Annotated in this window: 14 protein-coding genes; 6 read left to right on the top strand and 8 right to left on the bottom strand. The window is 72.4% G+C overall.

Annotation, left to right across the window (positions count from 1 at the left end):
• Window positions 1-30: 30 nt before the first annotated feature.
• The 8 genes from D9V36_RS28615 to iolC form a co-directional block, all read right to left on the bottom strand.
• On the bottom strand, window positions 31-891 hold the full coding sequence (locus tag D9V36_RS28615; protein WP_129296282.1) for an ABC transporter permease: 861 nt from the start codon (window positions 889-891) through the stop codon (window positions 31-33).
• Window positions 888-3,584 (bottom strand): alpha/beta fold hydrolase, encoded by a 2,697-nt coding sequence (locus tag D9V36_RS28610; protein WP_129296281.1) that lies wholly within the window; start codon window positions 3,582-3,584, stop codon window positions 888-890. The genes D9V36_RS28615 and D9V36_RS28610 overlap by 4 nt, the downstream gene beginning before the upstream one ends.
• A gap of 202 nt (window positions 3,585-3,786) precedes the next feature.
• Window positions 3,787-4,980: a hypothetical protein gene (locus tag D9V36_RS28605; protein ID WP_241721080.1), complete on the bottom strand. Its 1,194-nt coding sequence runs from the start codon at window positions 4,978-4,980 to the stop codon at window positions 3,787-3,789.
• 177 nt (window positions 4,981-5,157) lie between these two features.
• On the bottom strand, window positions 5,158-6,651 hold the full coding sequence (locus D9V36_RS28600; RefSeq protein ID WP_129296280.1) for a CoA-acylating methylmalonate-semialdehyde dehydrogenase: 1,494 nt from the start codon (window positions 6,649-6,651) through the stop codon (window positions 5,158-5,160).
• Window positions 6,652-6,688: 37 nt separating this feature from the next.
• Complete coding sequence (gene iolD, locus D9V36_RS28595; RefSeq protein ID WP_129296279.1) at window positions 6,689-8,605, bottom strand: 3D-(3,5/4)-trihydroxycyclohexane-1,2-dione acylhydrolase (decyclizing); 1,917 nt, start codon at window positions 8,603-8,605, stop codon at window positions 6,689-6,691.
• The gene (gene iolB / locus D9V36_RS28590) at window positions 8,602-9,567 is read right to left on the bottom strand and encodes a 5-deoxy-glucuronate isomerase (protein WP_129296278.1); all 966 of its coding nucleotides are present in this window, start codon (window positions 9,565-9,567) and stop codon (window positions 8,602-8,604) included. Before iolB ends, iolD begins: the two co-directional genes overlap by 4 nt.
• 30 nt (window positions 9,568-9,597) lie before the next feature.
• A complete protein-coding gene (locus tag D9V36_RS28585) occupies window positions 9,598-10,485 on the bottom strand; it encodes a Cgl0159 family (beta/alpha)8-fold protein (protein ID WP_129296277.1) in 888 nt (295 codons plus the stop codon).
• 185 nt (window positions 10,486-10,670) lie between these two features.
• The gene (gene iolC, locus D9V36_RS28580) at window positions 10,671-11,663 is read right to left on the bottom strand and encodes a 5-dehydro-2-deoxygluconokinase (protein ID WP_129296276.1); all 993 of its coding nucleotides are present in this window, start codon (window positions 11,661-11,663) and stop codon (window positions 10,671-10,673) included.
• 519 nt (window positions 11,664-12,182) lie between these two features.
• On the opposite strand from iolC, the gene D9V36_RS28575 reads away from it, so the two are divergent.
• The 6 genes from D9V36_RS28575 (at window position 12,183) to D9V36_RS28550 (ending at window position 18,412) form a co-directional block, all read left to right on the top strand.
• On the top strand, window positions 12,183-13,103 hold the full coding sequence (locus tag D9V36_RS28575) for a sugar phosphate isomerase/epimerase family protein (RefSeq protein ID WP_129296275.1): 921 nt from the start codon (window positions 12,183-12,185) through the stop codon (window positions 13,101-13,103).
• Window positions 13,104-13,483: 380 nt separating this feature from the next.
• Window positions 13,484-14,506, top strand: a complete 1,023-nt coding sequence (locus D9V36_RS28570) for a Gfo/Idh/MocA family protein (RefSeq protein WP_129296274.1) — start codon at window positions 13,484-13,486, stop codon at window positions 14,504-14,506.
• Between the two features lie 311 nt (window positions 14,507-14,817).
• Window positions 14,818-16,305, top strand: a complete 1,488-nt coding sequence (locus tag D9V36_RS28565) for a sugar porter family MFS transporter (RefSeq protein WP_241721079.1) — start codon at window positions 14,818-14,820, stop codon at window positions 16,303-16,305.
• A 102-nt stretch (window positions 16,306-16,407) separates the two neighbouring features.
• On the top strand, window positions 16,408-16,773 hold the full coding sequence (locus D9V36_RS28560) for a peptidoglycan-binding domain-containing protein (protein ID WP_206739742.1): 366 nt from the start codon (window positions 16,408-16,410) through the stop codon (window positions 16,771-16,773).
• Between the two features lie 427 nt (window positions 16,774-17,200).
• Window positions 17,201-17,395 (top strand): helix-turn-helix transcriptional regulator, encoded by a 195-nt coding sequence (locus D9V36_RS28555; RefSeq protein ID WP_086721239.1) that lies wholly within the window; start codon window positions 17,201-17,203, stop codon window positions 17,393-17,395.
• 93 nt (window positions 17,396-17,488) lie between these two features.
• Window positions 17,489-18,412 carry a 2-dehydropantoate 2-reductase gene (locus D9V36_RS28550; protein ID WP_129296273.1) on the top strand — a complete coding sequence of 308 codons (924 nt, stop codon included), beginning with the start codon at window positions 17,489-17,491 and terminating at the stop codon, window positions 18,410-18,412.
• Window positions 18,413-18,530: the final 118 nt, after the last annotated feature.

Raw genomic sequence — 18,530 nt, 5'->3', positions numbered from 1 at the left:
CCACAACCCCCGTCACGACTCACCCCGCCGTCACGACACCACGTCCTTGCGCGCGAACCCCCGGAACGCCAGCGCGCCCAGCACCAGCGCATACGCCACCGAGACCGCCGAGCCCCGGATCATCCCGGACCACTCCCACCCGGGCTGCAGCGCATCCGCCCAGGAGTACTGCCAGTGGGCGGGCAGCGCCTCGCGCCAGCTGCCCAGGGCGGTGACCTGGTCGAGGACGTTGCCGACGATGGTCAGCCCGACGGCGCCGCCGACCGCGCCCAGCGGCGCGTCGGTCACCGTCGACAGCCAGAACGCCAGGGCCGCGGTGACCAGCTGGCTGACGAAGAGGTAGCCGACCACGGCCGCCAGGTGCGGCAGCGCCTGTGGCGCGGACAGCGCGCCGCCGGCGGGCAGTTGCAGCGGGCCCCAGCCGTACGCCGCGGTGCCCACACCCAGCGCCACCAGCGGCAGCAGCAGCATCGCGGCGGCGCTGAACAGCAGCCCGACGGTGAGCTTGCTCAGCAGCAGCCGGGCGCGTGGCACCGGCGCGGCCAGCAGATAGCGCAGCGAGGACCAGCTCGCCTCGGACGCGACCGTGTCACCGCAGAACAGGGCCACCGGGACCACCAGCACAAAGCCCGCGGAGACGAACAGGGCGGTGGCGGCGAAGTTGGCGCCGGAGGCGGTGGCGGTGTCCATCAGGGTGATCCGGCCGTTGCCGCGGCCGTGCGGGTCGCCGCCGATCGCGAACGCCGCCACCAGCACGAACGGCAGCAGCGTCAGGACGGCGGCGATCACCAGGGTGCGGCGCCGCCGCAGCTGGCGGCGCGCCTCGACGCGCAGCGGGAGGGTGCGGCGCGGACGGTAACCCGGCGCCCGCGCCGTGGTGTGCGCGGTCATCGGTCACCTCCGATCAGGGTGAGGAAGGCGTCCTCCAGGCGGCGGTGCGGGCCGATCCGGTCCACCGCGACCTCCAGCCGGAGCAGTTCGGTGAGCAGGTACGTGGTGGTGACCCCGTCCAGCCGCACCAGGAGGCCGCCCTCGGCACGGACCGCCGAGGCGACACCCGGCAGCGCGGCCACCTTCTCCACCACGGCGTCGCCGACCGCTTCCGCCACACCGACCAGCACGGTGTCTCCGGAGCCGGTGATCTCGGCGACCGGACCGGACCGCACCAGCCGGCCACGGTCCATCACGACCAGGTGCGTACAGCTCTGTTCGACCTCGGACAGCAGATGGCTGGAGACGATGACGGTGCGTCCGGCGGCGGCGTAGCGGATCAGCACCTCGCGCATCGCACGGATCTGCGGCGGGTCGAGCCCGTTGGTCGGCTCGTCGAGGATCAGCAGCTCCGGCAGCCCGAGCATGGCCTGGGCGATCGCGAGCCGCTGCCGCATGCCCTGGGAGTAGGTGCGTACGGCGCGCTGCAGGGCGTCGCCGAGGCCGGCGATCTCCAGCGCCTCGTCGAGGTGTGCGTCGGCGGCGGGCCGGCCGGTGGCCTGCCAGTACAGCTCCAGGTTGGCGCGGCCGGACAGATGCGGCAGGAAGCCGGCGCCCTCGACGAACGCCCCGACCCGGGACAGCACCGCGGCGCCCGGCCGGACGGCCTGCCCGAAGACCCTGATCTCCCCCTCGTCGGGCCTGATCAGCCCCATCAGCATGCGCAGGGTGGTGGTCTTGCCGGCGCCATTGGGCCCCAGCAGTCCGAGCACCTGCCCCCGCTCGACGCGGAAGCTCAGATCCTGGACGGCATACCGGTCGGCGGATTTGGCGTAGCGCTTGCTCAGGCCGCTGATCTGCAACGGGACCTCGGCGAGCGCCGGATCGGGGGCGGGCGCCGCGGACTTGCGGCGGGCGGTGAGCAGCAGCAGCGCGGCCACCACGGCGGCCGCGGCGGGCAGCTGCCAGGTCCAGGCGGGCAGCGGGGCGGCCGCGCTGCGCACCTGGGGCGCGGTGGGCACGTTCAGGGCGCCGCCCCGCAGCGCGACGTGGTAGGTGGCGGGCTCGGCCGGTGAGGCATAGCCGAGGTCGGTGGCGGAGAGCACCAGCCGCAGCCGGTGGCCGGCCGCGAGCTCGTGGTCGACGGCGGGCAGGTGCAGATGCACGGTCCGGCCGTCGCGGGAGTCCTTGACCCGGTAGGGCGTGACCAGCTGGGACGGCAGGACCTGGCGGCGGCCGTCCGGGGCGACGTCGTAGACCTTGGCGAAGAACACCGCGTCCCGGGAGCTGGACCGCACATGCACGGTGGCGGTGGGGCTGCCGGTGAGGTGGAGGGAGGTGCGCAGCGGCGCCGAGGCGAAGGCGGCGTACTGGCCGGGGAAGTCCACGGACAGGCCGCCGGCGCCCAGCGAGGAGAGGTTGCCGAGCGCGCCGACACCGGGCACCGCGGAGATCGCGGGCGGTCCGGCACCGGCCGGGTTGCTGAAGACCTGGGGGCGGCCCGCGAGGCGGACCCGCCGGGGATCGTTCTCCAGGCCGGGGTAGCCGCCCCCGCTCGCGCCGCGCAGCCGTACCGCGCCGTCGGTGGAGTCCACTCCCCCGGTGCGGCTGATCCGGAACGCGGGCCCGGTCGCGGCGTGCCTGTCGCCCTTGAGATAGCGGTCGAACCAGTCCTTCGTACGGGCTTCGAGACGGCCGAGCTCCCGGTCGCCGCCGTCGTGCCCGCCGGCGATCCAGTCGACGTCGACCGGGGCGCCGTTCTTGCGGATCGTCCGCTGCATGGCGTCGGCCTGGCCGAGCGGGAACAGCGAATCGGTCTGGCCCTGCATGATCAGGGTCGGCACCTTGATGCGGTCGCCGACGGCGGCGGGGCTGCGGGACTCCAGGAGCCGGCGGGCCGCCTCGTCGGGCCGGCCCTTCTCGGCGACCCGCTCGTACGTACGGCACAGCTCCGGCTCGAACCGGACACAGCCGCCGGGTGCCGAGGGGGAGGCGGTCGGCGAGCCGGTGGTGCCCGCTGGGCCGGTGGTGAAGAAGATCCCCGCCCACAGCTTCTTGAAGACCCCGTGGGGGAAGAGGGCGTCGGCGAGGTTCCAGTAGGTGATCTGCGGGGCGATGGCGTCGACACGCCGGTCGTAGCCGGCCGCCAGCAGTGAGATCGCGCCGCCGTAGGAGCCGCCGGCGACGCCCACCCGGGGGTCGCCGGTCTTGTCGAGCCGGACTTCGGGGCGCTTGGCCAGCCAGTCGATCAGCCGGCGGACGTCGGCGACCTCGCCGTGCGGGTCGTTCAGCCCGATCTTCCCGGTGGACCTGCCGAAACCGCGCGCCGACCAGGTCAGGACGGCGTAACCGTCCCGGGCCAGCTTCTCGGCCTGGGGGCGGAGGGTGTCCTTGGTGGCGCCGAAGCCGTGGGCGAGCAGGACGGCGGGCCGCCGCCGCGCGGCGCTCCCCGCCGTGAAGAAGGAGGTGTCGATCCGCACCTCCTTCTTGCTGCCCGGCCGGTCGGGCATCGTCATCACCCGGTCCGCGCGGTGGACGGCGGGCGCGGCGTCCGGGGCGGCGGCCGCCCAGGTGCCGCCTCCCATGAGGACGGCCAGCGCGGCCGCGGCGGCGTACCAGCGCCGGCCGCGCGGTCTGAGGCCTCGCAGATCCATACCGTGAATCCTAGGTACGGGCCGCGGCGGACGGCCGGTACCCCGGGTTGACCACCCCGGCCTCCCCGGGGAGTAGGGTTCGCGCCTTTGTACCGCGGGTGCGGTACGAGGCCTGCGGCCCGTGGCTGCGGCCCTGTGACGGCGGCCCCGTGGCTGCGGGCTCATGGCTGCGGCCTCACGGAACAAGGGCGCCGCCCGCCCGTCAGTACTGCGGCGGCCCGAACCCGCCCTGCGGGGGCGTCGGGGCCCCCGGCGGCATCGGCGGGGTGCCAGGCGGCGGCACCGGCGGGCCGCCGACCGGCGTCACCGGGCCGCCGACGGGCGGCTGCCAGGCCGGCGGGCCGGGCGGCGGGGCCTGCGGGCCGGGCTGCGGGGTCTGCGGACCGGCCGCCCAGGCCTGCGATCCGGCCGCCGCCGCAAAACCCGGCGCGGCGAACTGCGGGCCCGCCGCCGGGGCGAACCAGGCGGGGGCGACCGGCTCACCGCGGACCGTCAAGGCGAGCAGCGCCGCCGAGCCGAACAGGTCGAGCAGCAGCCCGACGTCCCCGATGACGCTCAGGCCCGGCAGGACAGAGCTCGTCTCGAAGAGGGTGCCGTTGCCGGCCAGCGCGATCGTCGTCACCAGGGCGCTGGGCAGCGCCTGGACCGCCAGCCCGACGGCCAGGCCGCGGGCCGCCGTGCCGCGTATCAGGCTGCTCAGCGTGGCCACCGCCATCAGCACCAGGAAGACCAGGGCGGACCAGCCGGGAGCCATGCTCAGCAGCTCGCCGAGGATGCCCTTGCCCAGGTAGTACACGGGGAGGGATGCGGAATCGCTCTGCACCACGATGTAGCCCTGCCAGACCAGGTTCCACAGCACCATCACGCCGAGCAGCAGACCGGCCGCCAGGCCACGCGTCCGGGCCGGGCGCTTCGGCGGGTCCGTGGGGGTGCGGCGCGGCCAGGAGCGCATACCGGCGAGCAGCACCATGCAGGCGGCGAAGGACAGCAGGAGCAGACACACACTGCCGAGGAAGACGCCTTCGAAGGTCGTGGTGTTGTTGTCGGCGTGCACGTACCACCGGTTGTCGCTGGTGTGCAGGCCGGTGCTGAGGGCGGCCTGCAGGGCGGTGGCGAAGGTGACGGTGGTGGCGACGGCCAGCAGCCCGCCGGCCACCCGCCGGCCGGCGAACGCCGCGAGCGCCGCCGCCAACTGGACCGCGGCGAGACCGACATGGAAGGGGGCGGTGGCCTGGTTCAGGCCGGCATGTTGGCGGGCCCAGGCCTGCCAGAGGCCCCCGATACCGAACTCGCCGGCGTCCGCGGCCAGCCAGTAGGCCGTGAACAGGAAGAACAGCAGGCAGAAAACCCCGCCGGTGATACGGGCGCCCTTGGCGAGCGCCATGGATTGCGGCATTACGTCCCCCGGTTGTGTCGATGCACGGCGAACGAGCACCGTAGCAACGCCGATATGACGGACCCCCTGCCGGTGAGCACCGGCAGGGGGTCCGTCACAGAGCCCGTCACAGAGCCCGTCACAGAGCCCGTCACAGAGCCCGTCGGGGAACCGTCCGTGGGTCCGTCGGACCGTCCCTCAGTGGTTGCTGGGGAAGCCCAGGTTGATACCGCCGTCGGACGGGTCGGGCCAGCGGGTGGTGACGACCTTGCCGCGGGTGTAGAAGTGCACCCCGTCGTTGCCGTAGATGTGGTGGTCGCCGAAGAGCGAGTCCTTCCAGCCGCCGAAGGAGTGGTAGCCCACCGGCACCGGGATCGGCACGTTCACGCCGACCATGCCGGCCTCGACCTCCATCTGGAAGCGGCGGGCCGCGCCGCCGTCCCGGGTGAAGATCGCGGTGCCGTTGCCCCACGGCGAGTTGTTCATCAGCGCGATGGCCTCGTCGTAGGTGTCGACGCGGACCACGGACAGCACCGGGCCGAAGATCTCGTCACGGTAGGCGTCCATCTCGGGCGTGACGTGGTCCAGCAGCGAGATGCCGATCCAGTGGCCGTCCTCGTAGCCCTCGACGGTGTAGCCGGTGCCGTCGATGACGACGTCCGCGCCCTGGGCCGCGGCGCCGGAGACATACGAGGCGACCTTGTCGCGGTGGACCTTGGTGATCAGCGGGCCCATCTCGGAGGCCGGGTCGTCGCCGGGGCCGATCCGCAGCTTGTCCGCGCGCTCCTTGATCTTGCCGATCAGCGGGTCGGCGGTCTCGCCGACGGCCACCACGACGGAGATCGCCATGCAGCGCTCGCCGGCCGAGCCGTACGCCGCGTTGATCGCGGAGTCGGCGGCCAGGTCGAGGTCGGCGTCCGGCAGGACCAGCATGTGGTTCTTGGCGCCGCCCAGCGCCTGCACGCGCTTGCCGTTGGCGGTGCCGGTGGTGTGGATGTAGCGGGCGATGGGGGTGGAGCCGACGAAGGAGACCGCGGCGATGTCCGGGTGCTCCAGGATGGCGTCGACGGCCACCTTGTCACCGTTGACGACGTTCAGCACCCCGTCGGGCAGCCCCGCCTCGGCGGCCAGCTCGGCGAGCTTGAACGCGGCACTGGGCACCTTCTCGCTCGGCTTGAGGACGAAGGTGTTCCCGCAGGCGACGGCGAGCGGGAACATCCACATCGGCACCATCGCCGGGAAGTTGAACGGCGTGATGCCGGCGACCACACCGAGGGACTGACGGATCGACGCCACATCCACCCGGGTGGAGACCTGGGTGGACAGCTCGCCCTTCAGCTTCTCGGGGATGCCGCAGGCCAGCTCGATGATCTCCAGACCGCGGGCGACCTCGCCGAGCGCGTCGGAGTGCACCTTGCCGTGCTCGGCGGTGATCAGCCGGGCGATCTCCTCGCGGTGCGCGTCGACCAGCTCGCGGTACTTGAACAGCACCGAGGTGCGCTTGGCCAGGGAGCTGGTGCCCCAGGTCGTGAAGGCTTCCTTCGCCGCGCGGACGGCGGCGTCGACCTCGTCGGCCGAGGCGAAGGCGACCTGCTTCTCCTGGGCGCCGGTGGCCGGGTTGTAGACCGGTCCGAAGTTGCCGGAGACGCCCTCGACGGGCTTCCCGCCGATCCAGTGGCTGAGGGTCTTCATGCGGAGGGCCTTTCTGGGTGACGACTTCGAGCGGGAGTCAGAGGTGGCGGCGGCGCCCGGCGGTGTGCCGGTCGTACGCCTCCCGGGCAGCCACCGCCGCCGGACGTGTCGCGGTCTCGGCAACAGGCACATCCCACCAGGCCTGAGCCTCGGGCGCGCCCGGCACAGTGTCAGCCGTTTCGGTCTCGACATAGACACATGTGGGCCGGTTCGCGCCACGCGCCTCGGCGAGCGCGGCCCGCAGCTCACCCACGGTCGCCGCCCGCAGCACCTGCATGCCCAGCGACGCGGCGTTGGCCGCGAGATCGACCGGCAGCGGCGCACCGGTGTACGTGCCGTCCGCGGCGCGGAAGCGGTAGTCGGTGCCGAAGCGCTCACCGCCGGTGGCCTGGGACAGCCCGCCGATGGAGGCGTAGCCGTGGTTCTGGACGAGGACGACGTTGATGTGGATGCCCTCCTGGACCGCGGTGACCAGTTCGGTGGGGTTCATCAGATACGTACCGTCGCCGACCAGCGCCCACACCGGCCGGTCGGGGGCGGCGAGCCGGACGCCGATCGCGGCGGGGATCTCGTAGCCCATGCAGGAGTAGCCGTACTCCAGGTGGTACTGCCTGCGGGACCGGGCGCGCCAGAGTTTGTGCAGGTCACCGGGGAGCGAACCGGCCGCGTTGATGATCACGTCGGTGTCGTCGACCACGGCGTCCAGCGCGCCGAGCACCTGGGTCTGCGAGGGCCGCACCGACGGGTCGGCGGCCCCGTAGGCGGCGTCCACCCGCCGCTCCCAGCCGGCCTTCGCCTCCCGGTAGGCGGCCTCGTACTCCGCGTCGACCCGCTCGCCGGACAGCTCCTTCGCCAGCGCCTCCAGACCGGCCCGGGCGTCGGCGACCAGGGAGAGCCCGCCGAGCTTGTGGGCGTCGAAGGACGCGATGTTGAGGTTCACGAAGCGGACGCCGGGCGCGGCGAACAGGGTCGAGGAGGCGGTGGTGAAGTCGGTGTAGCGGGTGCCGACGCCGAGGACCACATCGGCCTCGCGGGCGAGGGCGTCGGCGGTGGCGGTGCCGGTGTGGCCGATGCCGCCCACGTCGGCGGGGTGGTCGTGGCGCAGCGAACCCTTGCCGGCCTGGGTGGACGCGACCGGGATGCCGGTGGCGTCGGCGAACGCGCACAGCGCGTCCTCGGCCTCGCTGTGGTGGACCCCGCCGCCCGCGACGACCAGCGGCCGGCGGGCGCCGCGCAGGGCGCGTACGGCCTCGGCGAGGGCATCGGCGTCGGGGGCGGGCCTCGGGACGCGCCAGACCCGGTCGGCGAAGAACTCCCTGGGCCAGTCGTACGCCTCGGCCTGCACGTCCTGCGGCAGCGCGAGGGTGACGGCGCCGGTGTCGACGGGGTCGGCGAGCACCCGCATGGCCTGCAGGGCCGCGGGGATCAGCGCCTCGGGCCGGGTGACCCGGTCGAAGTAGCGGGAGACCGGGCGCAGCGCGTCGTTGACCGAGACATCGCCGGCGAAGGGCACTTCGAGCTGCTGGAGGACGGGGTCGGCGGGCCGGGTGGCGAAGGTGTCGCCGGGCAGCAGCAGGACCGGGAGGCGGTTGACGGTGGCGAGCGCGGCGCCGGTGACGAGGTTGGTGGCACCGGGGCCGATGGAGGTGGTGACGGCCTGCGCGCCGAGCCGGTCGCGCTGCCGGGCGTAGCCGACCGCGGCGTGCACCATGGCCTGCTCGTTGCGGCCCTGGAGGTACGGCAGCACCGGGGGTCCGGGGGGTGCCCCCTGGCGGGACGCGGCGCCGGATTCCAGCAGCGCCTGGCCGAGGCCGGCGACATTGCCGTGGCCGAAAATGCCCCAGCAGGCATTGATCAGACGGTGCCGGCGGCCGTCCCGCTCGGTGTACTGGTGGGCCAGGAACTCGACCAGGGCCTGCGCGACCGTCAGCCGGCGGGTCGTCGGAGCATTCATCGGGCGTCTCCTGCGGGCGCTTCGTAGAGGGGGAGGCGGGGGTCGACGGGCTGCGAGGGCCAGGTGGAGCGGATCCAGCCGTGGTCGGGGTGATCGCAGATCAGCCACTCACGGGTCTCGCCGGGCCCGGCCATCACATTGAGGTAGTACAGGGTGTGGCCGGGCGCCGCGATCGACGGGCCGTGCCAGCCGTCCGGGATCAGCACCGCGTCACCGCTGCGGACCTCGGCCAGCACATCGGTGCCACGGCCGTTCCTCGAGGGGGTGACGCGCTGGTAGCCGACGCCTTCCGTGCCGTGCGCGGACTCGACCTCGAAGTAGTAGATCTCCTCCAGCTCGGACTCCTCGCCGGGGCGGCACTCGTCGTGCTTGTGCGGCGGGTAGGAGGACCAGTTGCCGCCGGGGGTGAGCACCTCCACCGCGATGAGCCGGTCGCACTCGAAGGTGCCCGCGGCGCCGAAGTTGTTGACCTGGCGGGAGCAGTTGCCGGTGCCGCGCAGCTCCACCGGGACGTCGGAGGCGGCGCCGTAGCGGGCGGTCAGACGGCGCTCGCAGCGGGCCCCGGTGAGCGCGAAACGGCCGCCGGCGCCGCTCGCGATCCGCACCTGGGCGTCCCGCGGTACGTACGCGAAGTCGGTGACCCCGCTGAACACGCTCTCCCGGCCGGCCAGTTCGAACGTCTCACTGGTCATGCTGGCGCCATCGGCCACGCTGGCGCCATCGGTCGCACCGGCATCATCGGCCTTACCTGCCTCACCGCTGTCGGTGACCACCGTGCAGCCGCCGGACAGCGGCAGCACGATCCACTCGCTGTCGCCGGTCGCGAAGGAGTGATGACCGCCGGGCGGCAGGTCGAGGACGCGCAGCGAGGAGTACCCCCAGCCCGCCCGCTTCGGGTCGATGTCCAGCACATACGGGCCGTCGGCCGCCGCTGTGGCCGTCAGGTGGAATTCAGTGCTCATATCTCGAGTCTCCTGCGGAAATCGCGGTGTTCACAGCAGGCCGACGGCGGTGTCCACGGCCGCCGCGACATCGCCGTCGGCCGGGTAGAGCAGGGAGCGGCCGACGACCAGGCCCTGCACCGTCGGCAGCCGCAGCGCCTTGCGCCACTTCTCGTACACGGCTTCCTGGTCCTGGACGGTGCTGCCGATGTCGCCGCCGAGCAGCACGGTCGGCAGCGTGGTGGTCTCGCAGACCCGGGCCATGGCGTCGGCGTCGTCGGTGACCGGCAGCTTCAGCCAGGTGTAGGCGGAGGTGCCGCCGAGGCCGGAGGCGATGGCCACCGAGCGGGTGACGGCCTCGGCGCCGAGGTCGTTGCGGACCGCGCCTTCTATCCGGGAGGAGAGGAACGGCTCCACGAAGACGGGCAGTTGCCGCTCGGCCATCGCGTCGATGGCACGGGCGGTGGCCTCCAGGGTGGTCAGCGAACCGGGGTCGCTGTAGTCGATGCGCAGCAGCAGTTTGCCCGCGTCGAAGCGGAGCCGGGCGAGGTCCTGGGGGCGGTGCCCGGTGAACCGGTCGTCCATCTCGAAGGCGGCGCCGGCGATACCGCCGCGGTTCATGGAGCCCATCACGACCTTCCCCTCCAGGGCCCCGATCAGCAGCAGGTCCTCCAGGATGTCGGCGGTGGCGAGCACTCCGTCCACACCGGGCCGGGACAGCGCAAGGACCAGGCGTTCGAGCAGATCGAGGCGGTTGGCCATGGCGAGCTGCCGGTCTCCGACGGCGAGCGCACCACGGGCCGGGTGATCGGCCGCGACGATCATCAGCCGGCCGCTGTCGCCGATGAGCGGGCGACGGGTGCGGCGGGCGGCGGCCTCCGCGACGGCTTCGGGGTGCCGGGCCCGCAGCGTCGCGAGGTCACTGATCCGAGGGTTCAAGGCTCAACTCACCTTCTTGAGTGCACAGGTGGGGCGGGGACGGCTGCGGGGCGACCCCAGGGGCAACGAGGGTGACGGAGGTGGGGTGGGTGCGGCCACAGGGGCGAGAGGGATGTGTGCGGCCGCAGGGGTGCCAGGGACGAGTGCGGTCACGGAGGCGCCAGAGACGAGTGCGGCCACGGGGGTCACCGCCCCGCGAGGAACGCGTCGACCTCGTCGGCCGTGGGCATCGCGGACGAACAGGCGAGGCGGGAGGCGACGATCGCGCCGGCGGCGTTGGCGTAGCGCATCATCGGCTCCAGGTCCCACCCGGCCAGGAGGCCGTGGCAGAGCGAACCGCCGAAGGAGTCGCCGGCGCCCAGGCCGTTGACGACCTCGACGGGGGTCGGCGGGACCTCGGCGGTACGGCCGTCGCGGTGCACGGCGAGCACGCCCTTGGGGCCCTGCTTGATGACGGCGAGCTCGACGCCCATGTCCAGCAGCGCCTGGGCGCAGGCCTTGGGATCGCGCAGTCCGGTGGCGACCTCGGCCTCGTCGACATTGCCGACCGCCACCGTGGCGTGCCGGAGGGCGGCTTCGTAGTACGGGCGGGCGGTGGCCATCGCCACGGCGCCGCTCGCGCCGCCGTCCCCGGAGGCGCCGCCCTCGCCACCCCAGAACATCGGCCGCCAGTCGAGATCGAAGACGGTCGTTCCCGTCTTGGCGCGGGCCTCCAGCGCGGCAAGGGTGGCACCGCGGCTGGGCTCCTCGCACAGCCCGGTGCCGGTGACCCAGAAAATCCGGGCGTCCACGATCGCGTCCCGGTCGAGCTCCTCGGGGCGGATGACCAGGTCGGGGGCCTTGGGGCGGCGGTAGAAGTAGAGCGGGAAGTCGTCCGGCGGGAAGATCTCGCAGAAGGTGACCGGTGTCGGATAGGCGTCGACGGGGGTCACCCAGCGGTCGTCCACACCGAAGTCGCGCAGCGCCTGGTGGACGTAGTCGCCGAACGGGTCACTTCCGGTGCGGCTGATGACCGCACTCCGACGGCCGAGCCGGGCCGCGGCGACCGCCACATTGGTGGCCGAGCCGCCGAGGAACTTCCCGAACGTCTCCACCTGCGCCAGCGGCACCCCGGTCTGCAGCGGGTAGATGTCGACTCCGATGCGGCCCATGGTGATCAGGTCGTACGGCTCGGTCATGTGCGCCCCTTCGGGTCGGCCGGCGCGGCGGATTCGGCGGGTTCGGCTCTGAGGAAAGGTCTAACGGGGAGAGTCAGACCCTGTCAACACTTTGTCCTTACATACTGACGTTGGAGGGGGGTGTCGGGGTCGGGCGCCGAAGGGGCGTCGAGGCCGGGGCACCGAAGGGGATGTCGGGATTGGACACCGAAGGGGATGTCGGGATTGGGCGTTGAGGGGGATGTCGGGACAGAAGGGCGGAAGCGCGCCGCCCCCTGAAGGCGCCCCAGGACACCCCGAGGCGCCTCGGGAGGCAATCCGTGACGCCGTGGAGCGCCAACCGGGCACCGCAGGGCATCGACCGGGGCACCACGGAGCCCCAACCGGAGCACCAACCGGAGCCCCACTGGGCATCAAAGTCCTTAAGTCCTAATGTCAGGACGAAGTCTTGACACTCCCCGGGGCGGCAGAGAGGCTGTGCCCCACGACCCGCCCCAGCGCCTCCCGGTCACCGCCGACCGGCGAGAGGAGAGCCGCAGCATGTCCGTTCCCCATGCCGCCCCGCCCGTCCTGGACCGCCTTCGCGTCGGTTCCGCACCCGACTCCTGGGGAGTCTGGTTCCCCGACGACGACCAGCAGGTGCCCTGGCAGCGCTTCCTGGACGAGGTCGCCGAGGCCGGCTACGAGTGGATCGAGCTCGGCCCGTACGGCTACCTGCCCACCGACCCCGCCGTCCTGCGCGACGAGCTCACCCGCCGCAGCCTGCAGGTCTCGGCCGGCACGATCTTCACCTCGCTGCACCACGGCCCGTCCGCATGGGACAAGACCTGGGCACACGTCTCCGAGGTCGCCACCCTCACCCAGGCGATGGGCGCGGGACACCTCGTCGTCATCCCGTCCTTCTGGCGGGACGACAAGACCGCCGAGGAGATCGAGCCGCGCGAGCTGACCGTGGAGCAGTGGAAGCACCTGACCACCGGCATGGAGCGGCTGGGCAGCCGCGTACGGGACGAGTTCGGGCTGGACATCGTCGTCCACCCGCACGCCGACACCCATATCGACACCGAGGAGCACGTCGAGCGCTTCCTGCACGCCACCGACTCAGAACTGGTCAACCTCTGCCTGGACACCGGCCATTACGCCTACTGCGGCGGCGACAGCGTCAAGCTGATCCGCACCTACGGCGAGCGGATCGGCTACCTCCACCTCAAGCAGGTCGACCCGGACATCCTCGGCGAGGTCGTCGCCAACGGCACGCCGTTCGGCCCGGCCGTCAAGCAGGGCGTGATGTGCGAGCCGCCGCTCGGCGTGCCCGCCCTGCCGCCCGTCCTGCAGGCCGCCCAGGAGCTGGATGTCGACCTCTTCGCCATCGTCGAGCAGGACATGTACCCCTGCCCGCCCGACCAGCCGTTCCCCATCGCCGAGCGCACCCGCCGCTTCCTGCGCTCCTGCGGCGCCTGAGCCATCGGCTACAGGGAGGCAGTGCGCGTGAGGCCGTGCGCATGAGGCCGTGCGCATGAGGCCGTGCGCATGAGGCTGTACGCCATGGGGCCGTGCACCTCGGGACCGCACGCCACCGCGGCTTCGACGCCACCCCGTCGGGCGGCTTGATGGGCGGCTCGATGGGCAGCTTGAGGCGTGCACCCTGTTCAGGTATGCCTCGTCGACGTTCAGGTATGCCTCGTCGACGAGCAGGCGTGCAGGTATGTCTCGCATGCGTATGCCTCACGACCGCCTCCTCACACCCCGGCAACGATTACGGAGAGTAATCAGTTCCCAGACTACATCACACTCTGTAGCCCGTAAGGAAGCGTAAGGAAACGTAAGGACTCGAGGACGACATGACTTCGCACGAAACGCTCGGCGTGGCGGTCATCGGCACCGGCCGGATGGGCGCCGATCACGTACGCCGGATCGATGAGGTGATCAGCGGCGCCCGGGTGGCGGCCGTGGTCGACATCGACGCGGACCGCATCAAGCACCTCGCCGACGGCATCGACGGGTGCACCCCCTACACCGACCCGGCCGCCGCCATGGACGACCCCGCGGTGGACGCCGTACTGATCGCCTCGCCGGGACCCGCGCACGAGGCGACGCTGCTGGATGCCTTCGCGCGGGATCTGCCCGTGCTGTGCGAGAAGCCGCTGACGCCGGACGCGGCCTCCGCGCTGCGCGTCCTGGAGGCCGAGCAGGCGCTGGGGCACCGCCGCGTCCAGGTCGGTTTCATGCGCCGCTACGACGCCGACTACCTCGCCCTCAAGTCCCTTCTGGAGCAGGGCACTTACGGTCGCCCGCTGATGCTCCACAACAAGCACCGCAACGCCGACACCCCGCCCGGCTTCACCAACGCGATGATGATCAACGACTCGGTGGTGCATGAGATCGATGTGACCCGCTGGCTCCTGGAGGAGGAGATCACCGCGGTCCGGGTGCTGCGCCCGACCCCCACCGGCACCGCACCGGAAGGCCTCAGCGATCCGCAGCTGGTCCTCTTCGAGACCGCGGGCGGCCAGGTCGTGGACACCGAAATCTTCGTCAACTGCGGTTTCGGCTACCAGGTCGGCTGCGAGGCGGTCTGCGAGGGCGGTACCGCCAGGATCGGCGACGACCACGGAGTGTTCAGCAACACCTCGGGCCGCTGGGGTGGCGCCATCCCCCCTGGTTTCGTGGAGCGCTTCGAGGAGGCCTACGACCGGCAGGTGCAGCGCTGGGTGAACGCCACCCGGCGCGGCGAGGTCGAGGGCCCCAGCTGCTGGGACGGCTACGCCGCGGCCGCCGTGTGCGAGGCGGGCGTACGGGCCCAGACCACCGGCGAGCGGGTGACCGTCGAACTGATCGAGCGGCCGACGCTGTATCGCCGGTAGCCGCCACTGCAACGCTAGGCCGCTCCACGGAAAGGCCTACCCCCACGGAAAGGCCCACCCCCACGGAAAGGCCCACCCCCACCGAAAGGCCCCCGCACCACCGAAAGGCCCCGCACCATGTACGTCGCCCCTGACGCCGGCCCACTCCGCACCGGCCTCATACCCCTGCGTTCCTCGCCGGCCCGGCCCTCTCCGGTCCGCCCCTCTCCGGCCAGGGCGTGGCTGACAGCGGCAACGACACCGACACCGGCCCTGCCCCCGGCCCAAGCCCCGGCCACCGGCCAGGCCGGCACGGCGCACCGGAGCTGAGCATGGCCGCTCCGACCAGCCGGATGGCGTCCGCCGGCCCGCACGAGAGTGTGCGGGCCCGCAGCGCCAAGCGTTTCATCGTCGGCATCGCTGCCATTGCCGCCCTCGGCGGCGCCCTGTTCGGCTACGACACCGGAGTGATCTCCGGCGCCCTCCCCTTCATGGAGAGCCATTTCGGCCTCACCTCGCTGGGCGAGGGCATCATCACCAGCGCGCTGCTGATCGGCGCGGCCTTCGGTTCGCTGATCGGCGGCCGGATGGCCGATGCGCTGGGCCGGCGCAACTCCCTGCTGTGGGCGGGCTGCGTGTTCATCGGCGGTGCGCTGGCCGTCGCGCTCTCGCCGAGTGTTCCATTCATGACCGTGGCGCGCTTCGTCCTCGGGCTCGCCGTCGGCAGCGCCTCCGTCATCACCCCGCTGTACCTGTCGGAGATCGCGCCCCCGCATATCCGCGGCCGGCTGGTCTCCTTCAATTCGCTGATGATCGTCAGTGGTCAGCTGCTCGCCTACCTCATCAATGCCGTTCTGGCGCACTGGGCGGCCTGGCGCTGGATGCTGGGCCTTGCGGCGCTGCCCGCCGTGGCCCTGTTCGCCGGGCTGTTCTTCCTGCCCGACACGCCGCGCTGGTACATCAGCAAGGGCCGGCCGGACGAGGCGGACCGGGTGCTGCACCGTACGCTGCCCGCCGAGGACGTACCCGCCGAGCTGGCCCGTATCGATCAGGCCCGCGCTCTGGAGGCCGACGCCCGGCGCGGCGCCTGGCAGCAGCTGCGCACACCGTGGGTGCGGCGACTGCTGCTGGTCGGGATCGGGCTGGCGGCCGTCCAGCAGATCACCGGTGTCAACGCCGTGGTCTACTTCGCGCCCAAGATCCTGGCGTCCACCGGTCTGGGCACCGGCGCCTCGATCACTGCCACCATCGCCGTCGGCGCGGTCTCCGTCCTGGCCACGGCGATCGGGATGTCCCTGATCGACCGGGTCGGCCGGCGGCCCATGCTGCTTGCCGGTCTGGCCGGGATGGCCGTCTCGCTCGCCCTGCTGGGTGCCGCCTTCCGCCTGCCGCACTCCACCGCCGTCAGCGCCCTCGTGCTCGGCCTGATGGTTCTCTACATGGCGTTCATGCAGGCCACCCTCAACACGGGTGTCTGGCTGCTGCTCGCCGAGATGTTCCCGCTCAAGGTGCGCGGACTGGCCATGGGCGCCGCGGTGTTCATGATGTGGATGGTCAACTTCGGGGTCGCGCTGGCCTTCCCGCTGCTGCTCGACGCGGTCGGCGCGGGCACCACGTTCTGGTTCTTCGGCGTGATGTGTGTGCTGTCCCTGGTCTTCTGCAAGCGGTACGCGCCGGAGACGAAGGGGCTGGCCCTGGAGGACCTGGAACACGAGCTGCGCAAGGCGGCCACGAAGGCGGCACCGGGCAACGGAAGTCCGTACGGGAGCCCGAACGGAAGCCTCAGCGAGCGCCCAAGCGGGAGCCCGGGCCGGAGCTGACGGCAGCGTGCGCCAAGTGCCGGGGAATCGCCGGAACCGCGCACCGCTCCCCCTGCGTCAGAACGGGTGGAATCACATCCAACGGGGGAAACGGGGGAATTCGTGAATGCCGACACTCTCCGCCATGCCGTCAAGCGCACGGCCGTCCTGACCGCGACCGCGGGGCTGCTGACCGCCGGACTGCTCACCGGTCCGGCGTCCGCCGACAGCCCGGCAGCCGGCCGGCCCGGCACGCTGGCCGCCTGCGCGTACTACAACGGAACCGCCCTCACCGTCTACGGTCAGCGCGGCGACCGCGTCTCGCAGGTGCAGTGCCTGCTGGCGAACCGCCGCTATCTCCCGTGGGGAGATGTGACCGGGTACTTCGGTCCCAAGACCCTGGCCGCGGTGAAGAAGTTCCAGTCCCGGCATCATCTGACCGCCAACGGCAAGGTCGACAAGAAGACCTGGCGGGCGCTCTACGCCTGATCCGCACGCCCGATCCGGCCGCGCTCGGCACGGCCGGCTGTCCGTCCGGCCGGGCCGCTGCTGGTGTACGTGTGGCGGGCCGGTTCCCCAGCTGGGGAACCGGCCCGCCACACGCCGTTTCACCCCGCCCCTCTCCGGACCATCCCGCCCGTCTCGGGACCGATTCGCCCCTCTCCGGACGGTCCCGCCCCCGTTCCGGACGGTCCCGCCCCCGTTCCGGACCGTCCCGCCCCCGTCACAGCCATCCGGCTCGCGTCACGGCTGTCACCGTTACATGGGGCTTCCGTCACAGCCGATCAACAGCCCCTCCCCCATGGTTACTCGGTGTCGTTGTCCAGGCACAGGGTGAGTGATCACCAGGCCGTACGCAGCCCCCTGCCGGCTCCTCCGGGCCGACCCTGCGTACGGCGCTCAGGAGGTGGCAGAGATGACCGACCGCAAGCTCTGGTCGTACAAGGAGATCGCCGCGCACATCCAGGTGCAGCCGGACACCGTGCGCTCCTACCGCAAGCACGGGCTGCTGCCCGAACCGGATCTGGTGGAGGGCGGGAAACCGTACTGGTTCGCCGACACGGTCAGAGCGTGGGTGGCGCAGCGGCCGGGCCAGCGCGGCCGGCGCTGAGAGCCACCGGTACGGCCCCGGGCCCCGCCCCGGGCGACGCCGGGGCCCGGGCGGCACCCACCCGTCAGGCTCCCCCGGCTCTACGATCGAGGTATGCCCCGGAGCTCCCCAGCAGCGGCACCCGCCCGGATCGCGGTGATCGGCGGCGGCGCGATCGGTGGCTACACCGCGGCCCTCGCGCGGTGGGCCGGGCTGGACGTCACGCTGTGCGTACGCAGCCCGCTGGACGGTCTGAGCATCGAGAGCGGCGGCACGGTCCGGCCGGCGGCGGTGCGTATCGTCACCGATCCGGCGCAGGTGGGGCCGGTCGACTGGGTACTGCTGACCACCAAGGCGCAGGACACCGCGGGCGCCGAGGGCTGGCTGCGGCGGCTGTGCGGCCAAGGCACCGCGGTCGCGGTGCTGCAGAACGGCATCGGCCTGGAGGAGCGCGTCGCGCCGCTCGTTCCCCGGGGCACCCGGATCCTCCCCACCGTGGTCTACATCTCGGCGGAGCGCACCGCGCCCGGCCGGGTCCTGCACCACGTCGCCAGCGAACTGCATGTGCCCGAGGGCCCGTTGGCGGACCGGTTCGCCGCCCTGCTGGACGGCAGCGAGCTGCGGGTGCATCGGGTACCGGACTTCACCACGGCCGCCTGGCGCAAGTTGTTCACCAACCTCGCGGCCAATCCGATCACCGCTCTTCTCCAGCAGCGGACAGGGATCTTCGCCGACCCGGAGATGGCCGCGCTCACCCGCGATCTGCTGCGCGAGGCGGCCGTCGTCGCGCGTGCCGAGGGGGCGGACATCGGCGAGGCGGACATCTCCCGGACGCTTGAGCTGTACGCCGGCGCTCCTCGGGACGGTGGCTCCTCGATGCTCTACGACCGCCTGGCGGGCCGCCCGCTGGAGCATGAGTTCCTCACCGGAGCGGTGGTCAGGGCCGGCGAACGGCACGGCATCGCCACTCCGTTGAACAGGATGCTGCTGACCCTGCTGCGGGCGGTGGACCGCGAACTGCGGGGCGGGAAGGCGTAGGGGGCCGGTCGGCCGGGCGGGCCAGGGCGGGAATAGTGACAGGCGTGCGCCGCCCGTCGGCCGGCCTCGTGGCCGGCGTTGTTCACCGAGTTGAGCAAGAGGTGGCGGATGCGGGCGA

It is taken from the genome of Streptomyces lydicus (genome assembly GCF_004125265.1).
Classification (GTDB): domain Bacteria; phylum Actinomycetota; class Actinomycetes; order Streptomycetales; family Streptomycetaceae; genus Streptomyces; species Streptomyces lydicus_C.
Note: the sequence above shows the minus strand (reverse complement) of the source record. Positions and strands in the feature narration are given on the sequence as shown.